This is a genomic window from Kocuria sp., assembly GCF_030530945.1.
In the GTDB taxonomy this organism is placed as follows: Bacteria; Actinomycetota; Actinomycetes; order Actinomycetales; family Micrococcaceae; genus Kocuria.
Genome location: NZ_JAUMTZ010000011.1, coordinates 18,720 through 32,001, shown reverse-complemented (window position 1 = coordinate 32,001; position 13,282 = coordinate 18,720). Strand labels below are relative to the sequence as shown.

Here is a 13,282-nt window from a genome sequence, read left to right as displayed (position 1 = left end):
AATCTCCCACTGCCCCAGGTGGGACGGGGGTGGGGCCTACTCCCGGTTGGCGCCGAACACGATGTCGTCCCAGCTGGGCACCGACGAGCGCTTGGCCTTGGGTGTGCGGCCGCGGGGGCCGGGGGTGGCTCCGGCGTCGTCGGAACGCGCCGAGTCCTGCTCGGCCTCGCCGCCCTCCGCATCGGGTGAGGAGTGTCGTGGGTCGTGCGCCTGGTTCCCGTGGGAATCGTGTGCGGCCCTGTCGGCGTCGCCGTGCCTGGCGTCCGCGGTGAGCGCGGCGCCGGAGGTGTGCGCGGGGGAGGCCGTGTCCTGTCCGGCGGAGCCGCGCGCGTGCAGCTCCATGACGGGGGAGCCTCCGGCGGACGGCGCATCCTGCCCACGAGCCCGCGCGTGGTCCTCGGGTCCCTCCGGGGTTGCGGTGCCGCGCGGGTCCTCGGTGGTCACGTCCACCCAGGCCTCGGGAGCGTCCTCGTGGACGTTCTCGGGCGGCACGGGACGCGGAGCGGCAGCGGTGTCCCCGCCGGTGTCCGCCACGGGAGGGTCCTGGCGCAGGGGAGTGGAGTCGTCCACGATCTCGATCCCCTCCTCCTGCAGCGCGCGGTCCTCGGCCACCCGGGACGCGGCCGGCTGGATGGGCCGGTCGAAGACGGCAGAGTCCTCCGGGGCGTCGATGGGCCGGGGGCGGCGCTCCACCTGGCCCATGCCGCGGCCGAGGATCTCCGCGAGGCGGTCGTCCGCGGCCTCATCCGCTCCGAGTCGCCGGCCCCGCCGGGCCTGCAGCACGTCCAGCAGGTCGTCCGCCTGGCTGGCCTCCTGCTGCAGCTGGCGCAGCTGGGGGCTGGGGGCCACGGCCGGAGCGGCCGGTGCCGCCGTGCCGAGCGGGCCGGTCTCGCGGGGCTCCTCGCCGAGGGTGCGGGCCCACCCGTTCTCCGGGCGCAGGGACTGGGTGGCGGGGTTGTAGCTCCACAGCGCGGGGCCGTCCTCGGTGGTGCCCGTAGCACCCGGGTCGGTGACGATGAACGTGAGCTGGATGCTCCACAGCTGGTCCTCGCGCAGCCAGGCGTCCCAGTCGAAGGTCGCGCGGTCCACGCCCACCTGCGGTGCGCGCTCGGCAACGGTCTCCTCCAGCGACTTGGGATCGCCCTCGAAGACGGAGCGGTACCCGTCGTGCACCGGGTTGGTGCCGGTCACCTTCACACGGCAGGCCTCGGCCACCACGTGCGAGCGCTCCGCGAGGATGGGCCACTCGTAGCGCCGCACGCGATCGGCCTCCCAGCCCGACTCCGCGACGACCTCCTCCACGGTGGCACCGGCACGGAACCTGGCCTGGATGTCCCGGGGGCCGTAGGAGGCGCCACCGCGCCCGCGGGCGGGCGGCTTGCGGCGCGCGTGCTGGATGCTCTGACGCAGCTGCTGGTCGATCGGCAACCGGTACCGCGTGGAATCGGGGGTCTCCACGATGAGGCTCTCACCGTCGTCGTGCACTCCTACCAGGCGCAACTGCTCCATGCTGTCCTTCCCTCACCGGCGCGCCGCCCACGGCCTCCGTGGTGCGCGTCCGCGCGTACGTGGCGCCAGTCTACTAACACGGTCGCGGGCGGGGCCGGTGCAGGGGGTGGCGGGCGACGCCGCCGCGGCCTCGAGGTGGCCCGTGTCACCGGGGCTGCGGGACCGTTCCGCCGTGGGAGAGAAGTCTCCTGCGGGCACTGGCTTTTTGCGTCCCCATGGTGAACAATCTACGCGACACGGCCCCGGGGGAGATCGTCCGGGGCCCGTCTCACACAGCGATCTCGCGAATCCCGGTTGGAGCGGATAGACACATGGCCACAGACTACGACGCGCCTCGCAAGCAGGACGAGGACCTCAAAGAGGACTCCATCGAGGAGCTGCAGTCCCGGCGTTCGGACCACCAGTCCGGCAGCGTGGACGAGGACGAGGCCACGGCGGCCGAGAGCTTCGAGCTCCCCGGCGCGGACCTCTCCAACGAGGAGCTGTCCGTGGTGGTCCTTCCCGCGCAGGACGACGAGTTCACATGCGGCTCCTGCTTCCTCGTGCGCCACCGCTCGCAGCTCGCCGAGGAGCGCAACGGCGTGAAGTATTGCCACGAGTGCATCGGCTGATCCCACCGGTTTCACCACGACGGGCGGTCACCCGACCAGGGTGACCGCCCGTCGTCGTTCCCACGGCACGGCACAGCGCCGGGGCGCCGGGCCCGCTCAGGAACGGGGCCGAACTCCCTCGTTGACGGCGCGGGCCAGCTCCTCCGGGTGGCGCGTGGCCGTGAGCCAGTACGGGGTGGGGTCCACGGGGTCCACGATCTCGATGCGGCACAGGTCCGGGACCGAGACCCGGAAGTTCATGAAGGCGCGTCCGTCCAGCTGGGGTCCGCGCGCCTCCCGCGCGTCGGCCCCGCGCAGCGCCTCGGCGGTGCCCACGTACTCCCGCTCGATGTAGGCGCGGCCCACCCGCAGGTCCTCGTCCGTCAGGACGATCCGCGGTGCGCCCAGGTGCACGGCCAGGCCGATCGCGACCATCAGCACCAGCGCCACCACGACGCCCACCGCGATGCTGATGGGCGCCACGGCCACGAAGCCCGTGCCGCCCACGAACAGGACGATGAGCCAGACCCACCACGAGACCGAGAGTCGCTCCTCGTAGCGCACCCGGCTCCCGTCCTGCCCGGCCCGCGTGGCGGGCGCGTCCTCGGGTGCGACGCGCGGGCCGGTCGCGGCGGAGCCACGGCCGTCGGAGCCCGGGGTGGAGCGCCCGGCGGCACCCCCGGAGGCCGTGGCGGTGGACCCGTCGTGGTCTGCGGGACGGGGAGCGGGGTGGCCCGTGCCGGTGCGCGACGGGTCCCCGTCGGCACCCCGGGTGGTGGAATCGGAACTCATGGCTCCACCTTGGCACACTCTCCTGGGGACGGGCACGGACGGGACGGGCCCGGTCGTGACGGGTCCGTGGCTGGGACCCGGCGGCGTCGTCGGGGGCCCTGGCCGCGCGCGTGCCGCGCGTTAGAGTGGGCCACTGTGACTGACGAGAGCGAGCCCACCACGGTGGGCGTGGCACTGCACCTGCTGGACCCCGAGCTGCCCGCACCCGCGTACGCGCGCGCCGGGGATGCCGGCGCGGACCTGCGCGCCCGCCACGACGTGGAGCTCGCCCCGGGCGAGCGCGCACTCGTGGACACGGGGGTGGCCGTGGCCGTCCCCGAGGGGCACGTGGGCCTCGTGCACCCCCGGTCGGGGCTGGCCGCCAAGCACGGAATCACCGTGCTCAACGCGCCGGGAACGGTGGACAGCGGCTACCGCGGGGAGCTGAAGGTGTGCCTGCTGAACACGGACCCGCGCGAGAGCTACACGGTGCGCCGCGGCGAGCGGATCGCCCAGCTCGTGCTGCAGGAGGTCGTCACCGCGCGCTTCGAGCTGGTCGCCGAGCTGCCCGCGAGCGAGCGCGGCACCCGGGGCTTCGGCTCCTCCGGCACGCACTGAGGCCGCATGCACCGGCGGTGCGGACCCGGCGCCGCCGCCCCACACACCACCACTCGAGACCCTCTGGGAGCTGAGATGTTCGGACGTAGGAAGCGCACCCGCACGGAGGCCCACGAGGCCGCGCAGGAGCCGGGCACCACCCCCGGGGAGGGCGGACCCGTGGCGACCGGCGAGGAGGGCACCGGCCCGGACCCCCGTGCGAACGGCCCCTGGGACGAGGCCGAGTTCACGGGGGAGCGCGGCGAGTACCTGGACCTGGGTGCACTGCTGCTCAAGCCCACGTCCGCGGTGGCCGTGCGCATGGAGGTCGACGAGCGCACCCGCGTGCCCCGTGCCGTGAACATGGACTTCCGGGACGGCTCCGTGCAGCTGCAGGTGTTCACCGCCCCGAAGTCCTCGGGGCTGTGGGACGAGGTGCGCGCCGAGCTGGTGGCCGGACTGCGCCGCGACGGCGGGGATCCCACGGTCTCCCACGGGCCGCTGGGTCTGCAGGTGGACGCGAAGTTCCCCGGCACCACCCCCGACGGCCAGCAGGGCTACCGCCTGGCCCGCTTCGTGGGCATCGACGGCCCGCGCTGGTTCCTGCGCGCCGTGTTCACCGGCGGTGCCGCCCTGCCCGGCACCACCGCGGAGGTCCTGGACGACGCCGTGCGCGCGCTCGTGGTGGTCCGCGGCCAGGATCCCCACCCGCCGCGCGACCTGCTGGCCCTGAGCATGCCCGACGACGCCGCGGTGCGCCGGGTGGCGGGCGACGGCGCCGCGTCCGCGCCCGAGGCCCGCGGCACCCGCGCGGAAGCCGGGGCGTCGGGTGGGGTCGCGCCGTCGGGCCCGGAGGTCCAGAGCCCGCGGCGGGGCCCCGAGATCACCGAGATCGGCTGAGCGTGTTCGCCAACAACCCCCTGACGGGAGCCATCGACGTGATGGGCGGCCCCGACTCCGGGGAGCGCGCCCTGAACCCCTCCTGCACGGACGGCCCGCGGCGGCGCGCGGTCGTGGAGGGGATGGTCGTGGAGGTCACGATCGCCCCGGCCACGGCGCCCCCGCGTTTCCGGGCGCTGCTGAAGGTGCCGCGGGAGGGCAGCCCGGTGCCGTGCGCCGTGGAGCTGCTGTGGAACGGCCAGCGCAGCGTGCCCGGGGTGGTCGCGGGCACACGGCTGCGGTGCCTGGCCGTGGTGTGCTTCCCGGACGGTGTGGCCACCATGCACAACCCGCGCTACGAGATCGTGACCCCCAAGAAGGTGCGTCGGTGAGCCCGGATCCGGACCCCGCGCGGGGGCAGGCGGGGGAGGACCCGGAGGCCACGGTGGGCCGGGCGGCGCAGGACCTCGCCCGGCGCTCCGGGATGCGCCGGGACGAGAACGGCCAGCTGGACGTGCTCTCCGCGGTGGGCGGCTGGCGCGGCGTGCTGGAGTCCGTGCTGCCGGGCCTCGTGTACCTGGTGTGCGTGCTCGCCACGGGGCGGCTGCCGGTGGCGCTCACGGCGTCCCTGGCAGTGGCGGCGGCGTTCACCGTGCTGCGCCTGGCCCGTCGCGAGTCCGCCACGCAGGCCTTCGCGGGACTGGTGGGAGTGGGCATCTGCGCGCTGTTCGCCCGGGTGGGCGGGGAGGCGCTGGACTACTACGTGTGGGGCTTCGTCACCAACGCCGCCGGCGCGGCGGTGCTGGGGATCTCCGCCGCGGCGGGGTGGCCGCTGCTCGGAGTGCTCTACGGGTACGTGCGCGGCGAGGGCGTGCTGTGGCGGGAGGACCGCGCCCGCCGGGCGGCCTACCAGCGGGGCAACGCCCTGCTGCTCGCCATGTTCGTGGCCCGGCTGGCGGTGCAGCTGCCCATGTTCTTCGCGCGGGACGTCACCGCGCTCGGGGTCACACGGCTGGTGATGGGGGCTCCGCTGTACGCCGCGGTGCTGTGGGTGGCATGGCTGTGGACCCGCCCTCGTCGAGCGCCGCGTGCAGGTTGACGTCCCGGGCCGTGGTGAACATGGCCCGCAGCTGCGCCTCGCCCTCCGCAGTAGTGATGAAGAACAGCTCGTCGCCGCCCTCCAGCAGGTCGTCCCCGGACGGGGCGATGGGCACCCCGTCCCGCAGGATGGCCACGAGCGCCACGTCCGGCGGCCACGGCACCTGTGACACGGTGCTCGCCACCACCGGATGCTCCCGCGGCACCGTGTAGGCGGACAGCGTGGCCGCGCCCGTCTGGAAGCTGAGCAGCCGCACCACGTCCCCGATCTCCACGGCCTCCTCCACGAGCGCCGTCATCAGCCGCGGGGTGGAGACGGCCACGTCCACGCCCCAGGCGTCGTCGAAGAGCCACTCGTTCTTGGGGTTGTTGACCCGACCCACGGTCCGCGGCACCCCGAACTCGCTGCGCGCGAGCAGGGAGACCACCAGGTTGGCCTTGTCGTCCCCGGTGGCCGCGACCACCACGTCCGCCTCCTCGGCACGGGCCCGCTGCAGCACGTCGAGGTCGCACGCGTCCCCCACCACCCACTGCGCGCCGCGCAGGTTCGAGCGCCCGATCACCTCCGCGGTGGCGTCCACCACCACCACCTCGTGACCGTGGGAGAGCAGCTCCCGTCCGATCGAGGACCCCACCGAGCCCCCGCCCACGATGACCACGTGCATCAGCTGCCCCTCCGCGAGTCCCGGGTGGCGGCCAGTGCCACGGCCTCCACGACCTCGTCCGACGGCGGCCGCGACAGGATGCGCGAGACCCGCTCCACGTCCTCGACCCGCATCATGGCGTGCACGATGTCCCCCTGCTGGTAGCTGGTGTCGCTCGCGGGCAGGATGCCCTCCCCGAAGCGTGTGACGAAGGCGACCCGCACCCCGGCGGCCTCCTCGATGCGGTCCAGGTGCAGTCCGGACCAGGAGTCGTCCAGGGGCAGCTCACCCAGCTGCAGGCGCCCCGAGGCCTCCCGGAAGTCCCCGGTGATCGCGTGCTCCGGCAGGATCCGCCGCAGCACCTGGTCCGCGCTCCACCGCACGGACGCCACCGTGGGGATGCCCATGCGCTGGTAGAACTCGGCGCGGGTGGGGTCGTAGATCCGCGCCACCACGTGCTTGACCTTGAAGGTCTCCCGGGCCACGCGCGCCGCGATGATGTTCGAGTTGTCCCCGCTGGAGACCGCCGCGAAGGCGTAGGCGTCCGCGATGCCCGCCCGCTGCAGCACCTCGCGGTCGAAGCCGTGGCCCGTGACCTTCTTCCCCTCGAACGAGGGCCGCAGCTTGCGGAAGGACCGGTCGTCCTGGTCGATCACCGCCACGGTGTGCCCCGAGTCCTCCAGGGCGTGCGCGAGGGTGATCCCCACCCTGCCCACGCCCATGATCACGAAATGCGCCATGGGCCACAGCATAGGTCCCCGCACCGCGGGACAAGGACCCGCTCAGCGACTAGCGTGTTCCCACGTGTATGCGTCCCAGATGTTCCGCCGCGCGCTCGTGGGCAAGCCCATCCACAACGAGCGCGCCGCGGGCACCGTGCTCTCCAACGGCACGGCGCTGCCCGTCTTCGCCTCGGACGCGCTGTCGTCGGTGGCCTACGCCCCGGACGAGATCCTGCTCACCCTGGCGCTCGCCGGCTCCTCCGCGGTGGTCGTGTCCCCGTGGGTGGGCCTGGTGGTGCTCGTGGTGCTCGCGGTGGTCATCACCGCCTACCGCCAGAACGTGCGGGCGTACCCCTCCGGCGGCGCGGACTTCGAGATCGCCTCCACCAACCTGGGGCGCCCCGTCGGGGCCGCCGTGGGAGCGGCGCTGCTCGTGGACTACGCCCTCGTGCTGGCGGTGTCCATGGCCGCGGCCGCCCAGTACCTGGCCCTCGTGCTCCCGTGGGTCGCGGAGCACCGCACCGCGGTGGCCGTGGTCGGCATCGCCCTCGTGGGGCTGCTCAACCTGCGCGGGCTGAAGTTCGTGGGCCGTGCCTCCGCGGTGCCCACCTACGCCTTCGTGGGCGTGGTGCTCGTGCTGGTTCTCACGGGCGTCCTGCAGGACCTGGGCGGCTCGCTGGACCGGGCGCCGTCGGCGGGATGGCAGGTGCGCCCGGTGGACGGCGGCACCGGCGGTCTGGTGGGCCTGGCCGGGGCCGTGCTCGTGCTGCGCGCCTTCTCCTCCGGGGCCGTGGCCGTCACGGGCGTGGAGACCATCACCCACTCCGTGCCGTTCTTCCGGCGGCCCAAGGCCCGCAACGCGGCGCGCACCCTCGCCGTGCTGGGCGCACTGTCCGCCGTGCTGCTGCTCGGCGTCCTGCACCTGACCCGCCGCACGGGTGCAGTGGTGGTGATGGACCCCGAGCGGCAGCTGCTGATCGACGGCCACGCCCCGGGCCCCGGGTTCTTCCAGGTCCCCGTCCTCGGCCAGCTCGCGCAGGCTGTGGCGGGGCCCGACTCCGTGTGGGTGGCCGTGCTGGCGCTGGTCACCGTGGGGGTGCTGTTCATGGCGGCCAACACCGCCTACTCGGGCTTTCCGGTGCTCGCCTCCCGGCTGGCCTCGGCGGCACTGCTGCCGCGGCAGCTGCAGAGCCGCGGCGACCGCTTCGCGTTCACCAACGGGATCGTGGTGCTCTCCGTGGTCGCGGCGGTCCTGACCCTCGTCTTCGGCGCGAACGTGAACGCCCTGATCCAGCTGTACGTGGTGGGGGCCTTCTTCGCCTTCACCCTCACCCAGGCAGGCATGGTCCGGCACTGGACCCGCGAGCGGCGCACGAGCGCGTCCCGCACCGCACCGCGCGAGTTCACGCTGCGCCTGGCCGTGGCGTGGATCGCGCTCATGGCCTGCGCCGCGGTCTTCGTGGTGGTGCTGGTCACCAAGTTCGCCCAGGGTGCGTGGCTCACCATCGTGGCCATCGCCCTGACCACTGCGCTGATGCGCTCCATCGCGCGCCACTACCGTGCGGTGGACGCGGAGCTCGAGGTGAGCCCGGACTCCTCGGTCCGCGCCCTGCCCTCCCGCGTGCACTCGATCATCGTGGTCACCTCCGTGCGCAAGCCGGTGGTGCGTGCGCTGACCTACGCGCGGGCCTCCCGCCCCTCGAGCCTCGAGGCGGTGGTGGTGGACACGGACCGCGCCCGCACCGAGGGGATCGTGAGGCAGTGGCAGTCGCTGGAGATCCCGGTGCCCATCACGGTCCTCGCCTCGCCCTACCGGGCCACGGTGGGTCCGGTGATCGCCCACATCCGCGGCATCCGCCGCAAGTCCCCGCGGGACCTCGTGATCGTCTACCTCCCCGAGTACGTGGTGGGCCGCGGGTGGGAGCGCTTCCTGCACAACCAGGCCATCCGCCCCCTGCGGACCCGGCTGCACTACGAGCGCGGGGTCATGATCGCCTCCGTGCCCTGGCACCTCGAGTCGGTGCGCGAACTGCAACTCACGGAGAACAGCCGATGACAGAGACCCCCGAACAGCTTGTGGTGCGCCTGGGCGAGGTGGCCCACGGGGGCCACGTGGTGGCCCGCACGGACGAGGGCAGGGTGGTCTTCGTGCGCCACGGGCTTCCCGGCGAGCTCGTGCGGGTGCGTCTCACGGACGCGCCGGCAGAGGCCTCGTTCTGGCGCGCGGACGCCACCGAGGTGCTGGAGCCCGCCCCGGGGCGCCGCGCCGCCCACGTGTGGCCCGACGCCGACGCCGTCCGGGCGGCCGCCGCGCACACGGCACCGCTCGGCGGGGCCGAGTTCGGCCACGCGGAGCTGGGCACCCAGCGGGAGCTCAAGCGCCGTGTGCTCGCCGAGCAGCTCTCCCACCTGGGCGGGTGGCAGTGGGACGGCGGCGTCCAGCCGGTGCCGGGGGAGTCCCCGGACGGCACCGGGTGGCGCACCCGCCTGCACCTGGACGTGGCGCCGGACGGCACCCCCGGCATGCACCCGCACCGCTCGGAGGCGCTCACACCGGTCACGGACATGCCCCTGGCCACGGACGCGCTGCGTGCCCTGGCTCCGTGGTCCCTGAACCTGCGGGGCGCGTCCCGCGTGGACGTGGCCGCCCCGGCCGGCGGGCAGCGCCCGCTGGTGCACGTGAGCCTGCGCGAGGACGCCACGGCGGCGGAGGTCGCGGCGCTGCGGGAGCGCCTCACCGCGTGGGGGCGGGAGCACGCGGTGAGCGTCACCGCCCGGTCCACGGACCACCGGCGCACCGACACGTGGGCCGGTGCCCCGGAAGTGGTGGAGTCCCTCGCGGTGGCCGGACTGCCCGGGGTCGAGGGTGAGCCGCTGCAGTGGCGGGTGAGTGCCACCGGCTTCTGGCAGATCCACCGGGAGGCACCCGCCACCCTGACCCGCGCGGTGCTGGAGGGTGCCCGGCTGCGCCCCGGGGACACCGTGTGGGACCTCTACAGCGGCGCCGGTCTTTTCTCGGCGCTCGCAGCGCGGGCGGTGGGGGAGTCCGGGGCGGTCTTCGCTGTTGAGGGCTCGCCCGTCACGTCCGCCGACGCCGCCCACAACCTCGCCGGGTCCCCGCACGTCACCACCGTGCGCGGGGACGTGGCCCGGGTGCTCACCGGGCGCGGGCGCGCCCGGGGCGGGGTGCGTGGGACCGGTGCGCGGGCGGCGTCGTCCCGCGGTGGTGGGTCTGCGGCCCCGCGACCGGACGTGGTGGTCATGGACCCCCCGCGCGCCGGGGCGGCCAAGGAGGTGCTCGCCGCGGTGGACCACGCGCAGCCGCGCAGCATCGTCTACGTCGCGTGCGACCCGGCCGCGCTGGGCCGGGACGTGGGACGGCTGCGCCGCCGGGGCTGGCGGGTGGACGGGGTGGAGGGGTTCGACCTCTACCCCAACACGCACCACGTGGAGGCCGTGGCCGTGCTGCACCGGGACTCCTGAGTGCCGTGGCCGCTCCGCGCGGCCCGTTGACCCGGTGCCGCACGTGTGGGGTTACCCGGCAGTAGACCCGCCACGGGCTACACTGGGGCCGACCGTCCACCGCGCCCGGGCAGGCACTTCGCCCCGCGCGGCGGACGCAACCAACGGTGGCGAGAGGAGTTCCACACCATGACTGTGGACAGCTTTGGAGCCAAGGGCGTTCTCAACGTCAAGGGCACCGACTACGAAATTTTCCGACTGAACGCCGTGGAGGGTGCACAGAAGCTCCCCTACAGCCTGAAGGTCCTGCTCGAGAACCTGCTGCGCACCGAGGACGGTGCCAACGTCACGAGCAAGCACATCGAGGCCCTGGGCGCCTGGAACCCGGACGCCCAGCCCGACACGGAGATCCAGTTCACCCCTGGTCGCGTGATCATGCAGGACTTCACCGGCGTGCCCTGCATTGTGGACCTCGCCACCATGCGCGAGGCCGTGGCGGACCTCGGGGGAGACCCCTCCCGCGTGAACCCGCTGGCCCCCGCCGAGCTGGTCATCGACCACTCGGTGCAGATCGACGCCTTCGGCTCCGCGGACGCCATCGAGCGCAACATGGACATCGAGTACCAGCGCAACGGCGAGCGGTACCAGTTCCTGCGCTGGGGCCAGACCGCGTTCGACGACTTCAAGGTGGTGCCCCCGGGAATGGGCATCGTCCACCAGGTCAACATCGAGAACCTGGCCCGCGTGGTCATGACCCGTGAGGTGGACGGCACGCTGCGCGCGTACCCGGACACCTGCGTGGGCACCGACTCGCACACCACCATGGAGAACGGCATCGGCGTGCTCGGCTGGGGCGTGGGCGGCATCGAGGCGGAGGCGGCCATGCTCGGCCAGCCCATCTCCATGCTGATCCCGCGCGTGGTGGGCTTCAAGCTGACCGGCGAGATCCCCTCCGGCGCCACCGCCACGGACGTGGTGCTCACCATCACCGAGATGCTGCGCGCCCACGGTGTGGTGGGCAAGTTCGTGGAGTTCTACGGCGAGGGCGTGGCCGCGGTGCCGCTGGCCAACCGCGCCACCATCGGCAACATGTCCCCCGAGTTCGGCTCCACCGCCGCGATCTTCCCGATCGACCAGGTGACCCTGGACTACCTCAAGCTCACGGGCCGCTCCGAGGAGCAGATCGCCCTGATCGAGGCGTACACCAAGGAGCAGGGCATGTGGCACGACCCCGCCAAGGAGGTGGCCTACTCCGAGTACCTGGAGCTGGACCTCTCCACGGTGGTGCCCTCCATCTCCGGACCCAAGCGCCCGCAGGACCGGATCGAGCTCAGCCGCTCCAAGGAGCAGTTCCGCGAGGACCTCGTGAACTACGTGGTGGAGGACGAGACGGTGGAGGTGGACACCAACGTGGTGGAGTCCTTCCCCGCCTCCGACGCGCCGTCCCACGACGCCGCCACCGAGCAGTCCCCGGCGGACGAGCCCCGGGAGACCACCGCCGCAGAGCTGCGTCAGCGCGTGGAGCACCCGGTGGAGGTGAAGATGCCCGACGGCCGTGACTTCGAGATCGACCACGGCGCGGTGTCCATCGCCTCCATCACCTCGTGCACCAACACCTCCAACCCCTCCGTGATGATGGCGGCGGCCGTGCTGGCCCGCAACGCCACCCAGCGGGGCCTGAAGGCCAAGCCGTGGGTGAAGACCTCCATTGCCCCGGGCTCCCGCGTGGTCACCGAGTACTACGAGAAGTCCGGCCTGGTCCCCGCCCTGGAGGAGCTCGGCTTCTACATCGTGGGCTACGGCTGCACCACGTGCATCGGCAACTCGGGCCCGCTCGAGTCGGAGATCTCCCAGGCCATCCAGGACAACGACCTCGCGGTGACCTCCGTGCTCTCCGGAAACCGGAACTTCGAGGGACGCATCAACCCGGACGTGAAGATGAACTACCTGGCGTCCCCGCCGCTGGTCATTGCCTACGCCCTGGCCGGGACCATGGACTTCGACTTCGAGAACGAGCCCCTGGGCCAGGACTCGGACGGCAAGGACGTGTTCCTCAAGGACATCTGGCCGGACCCCACCGAGGTGCAGAAGATCATCGACGCCTCGATGGACACGGAGATGTTCGACCGCGAGTACGGCACGATCTTCGACGGCGACGAGCGCTGGCAGAACCTCGACACCCCCACGGGTGACGTGTTCCAGTGGGATCCCGAGTCCACCTACGTGCGCAAGCCACCGTACTTCGAGGGCATGAGCATGGAGACCACCCCGGTGGAGGACATCACTGGTGCCCGCGTGCTGCTGAAGCTCGGCGACTCCGTGACCACCGACCACATCTCCCCGGCGGGCTCCTTCAAGTCGGACACCCCCGCGGGCCGGTACCTCACCGAGCACGGTGTGGCGCGCAAGGACTTCAACTCCTACGGCTCCCGCCGCGGCAACCACGAGGTCATGATCCGCGGCACGTTCGCGAACATCCGCATCAAGAACCAGCTCCTGGACGGGGTGGAGGGCGGCTTCACCCGCGACTTCACCCAGGAGGGCGGCCCCCAGGCCGCGGTGTACGACGCGGCCATGAACTACCAGGAGGCCGGCGTGCCCCTGGTGGTCCTGGGCGGCAAGGAGTACGGCTCCGGGTCCTCCCGTGACTGGGCGGCCAAGGGCACGTCCCTGCTGGGTGTGCGCGCGGTGATCGCGCAGTCCTACGAGCGCATCCACCGCTCCAACCTGATCGGCATGGGCGTGCTGCCCCTGCAGTTCCCCGAGGGCGAGTCCGCGGACTCCCTGGGCCTCGACGGCACCGAGACTTTCTCGATCGAAGGGGTGACCGCCCTGAACGAGGGCACCACCCCCAAGACCCTGAAGGTCACGGCCAGCAAGGAGGACGGCTCCACGGTGGAGTTCGACGCCGTGCTGCGCATCGACACCCCGGGTGAGGCGGACTACTACCGCAACGGCGGCATCCTGCAGTACGTGCTGCGCCAGATCGCCAAGTAGTCACCCGTTCCGC

General features: G+C 73.0%; 12 protein-coding genes. 8 read left to right on the top strand and 4 right to left on the bottom strand.

From position 1 onward, the window contains the following. Nucleotides 1-36: 36 nt before the first annotated feature. Nucleotides 37-1,509, bottom strand: coding sequence for a septation protein SepH (gene sepH, locus Q4A22_RS09680; RefSeq protein WP_303178996.1), 1,473 nt, complete (start codon nucleotides 1,507-1,509; stop codon nucleotides 37-39). A 311-nt stretch (nucleotides 1,510-1,820) separates the two neighbouring features. Here sepH and Q4A22_RS09675 point away from each other — a divergent pair, with 311 nt between their 5' ends. Beyond that, nucleotides 1,821-2,120 carry a DUF4193 domain-containing protein gene (locus tag Q4A22_RS09675; protein WP_303178994.1) on the top strand — a complete coding sequence of 100 codons (300 nt, stop codon included), beginning with the start codon at nucleotides 1,821-1,823 and terminating at the stop codon, nucleotides 2,118-2,120. Nucleotides 2,121-2,216: 96 nt separating this feature from the next. On the opposite strand, the gene Q4A22_RS09670 is transcribed toward Q4A22_RS09675, so the two are convergent. Then, the gene (locus Q4A22_RS09670; protein WP_303178992.1) at nucleotides 2,217-2,891 is read right to left on the bottom strand and encodes a DUF3093 domain-containing protein; all 675 of its coding nucleotides are present in this window, start codon (nucleotides 2,889-2,891) and stop codon (nucleotides 2,217-2,219) included. Between the two features lie 135 nt (nucleotides 2,892-3,026). On the opposite strand from Q4A22_RS09670, the gene dut reads away from it, so the two are divergent. From dut to Q4A22_RS09650, 4 genes are all read left to right on the top strand, one after another. Beyond that, the gene (dut, locus tag Q4A22_RS09665; protein ID WP_303178991.1) at nucleotides 3,027-3,488 is read left to right on the top strand and encodes a dUTP diphosphatase; all 462 of its coding nucleotides are present in this window, start codon (nucleotides 3,027-3,029) and stop codon (nucleotides 3,486-3,488) included. A 75-nt stretch (nucleotides 3,489-3,563) separates the two neighbouring features. Then, entirely contained in the window at nucleotides 3,564-4,367 is an 804-nt protein-coding gene (locus tag Q4A22_RS09660) for a DUF3710 domain-containing protein (RefSeq protein WP_303178988.1), read from the top strand. Nucleotides 4,368-4,369: 2 nt separating this feature from the next. Beyond that, entirely contained in the window at nucleotides 4,370-4,738 is a 369-nt protein-coding gene (locus Q4A22_RS09655) for a hypothetical protein (protein ID WP_303178985.1), read from the top strand. After that, a complete protein-coding gene (locus Q4A22_RS09650; RefSeq protein WP_303178983.1) occupies nucleotides 4,735-5,445 on the top strand; it encodes a DUF3159 domain-containing protein in 711 nt (236 codons plus the stop codon). The genes Q4A22_RS09655 and Q4A22_RS09650 overlap by 4 nt, the downstream gene beginning before the upstream one ends. Here the strand turns inward: Q4A22_RS09650 and Q4A22_RS09645 are convergent. Both Q4A22_RS09645 and Q4A22_RS09640 read right to left on the bottom strand, forming a co-directional pair. Continuing rightward, on the bottom strand, nucleotides 5,351-6,109 hold the full coding sequence (locus Q4A22_RS09645; RefSeq protein ID WP_303178981.1) for a TrkA family potassium uptake protein: 759 nt from the start codon (nucleotides 6,107-6,109) through the stop codon (nucleotides 5,351-5,353). The genes Q4A22_RS09650 and Q4A22_RS09645 overlap by 95 nt on opposite strands. Then, nucleotides 6,109-6,828, bottom strand: coding sequence for a TrkA family potassium uptake protein (locus tag Q4A22_RS09640; protein ID WP_303178979.1), 720 nt, complete (start codon nucleotides 6,826-6,828; stop codon nucleotides 6,109-6,111). Before Q4A22_RS09640 ends, Q4A22_RS09645 begins: the two co-directional genes overlap by 1 nt. A gap of 64 nt (nucleotides 6,829-6,892) precedes the next feature. Between Q4A22_RS09640 and Q4A22_RS09635 the strand changes: the two genes are divergently transcribed. The 3 genes from Q4A22_RS09635 to acnA all read left to right on the top strand — a co-directional run bounded on the left by Q4A22_RS09635 (nucleotide 6,893) and on the right by acnA (nucleotide 13,269). Next, on the top strand, nucleotides 6,893-8,866 hold the full coding sequence (locus Q4A22_RS09635) for an APC family permease (protein WP_303178977.1): 1,974 nt from the start codon (nucleotides 6,893-6,895) through the stop codon (nucleotides 8,864-8,866). Then, a complete protein-coding gene (locus Q4A22_RS09630) occupies nucleotides 8,863-10,293 on the top strand; it encodes a class I SAM-dependent RNA methyltransferase (protein ID WP_303178975.1) in 1,431 nt (476 codons plus the stop codon). Before Q4A22_RS09635 ends, Q4A22_RS09630 begins: the two co-directional genes overlap by 4 nt. A 168-nt stretch (nucleotides 10,294-10,461) precedes the next feature. After that, entirely contained in the window at nucleotides 10,462-13,269 is a 2,808-nt protein-coding gene (gene acnA, locus Q4A22_RS09625; protein WP_303178973.1) for an aconitate hydratase AcnA, read from the top strand. Nucleotides 13,270-13,282 lie beyond the last annotated feature (13 nt).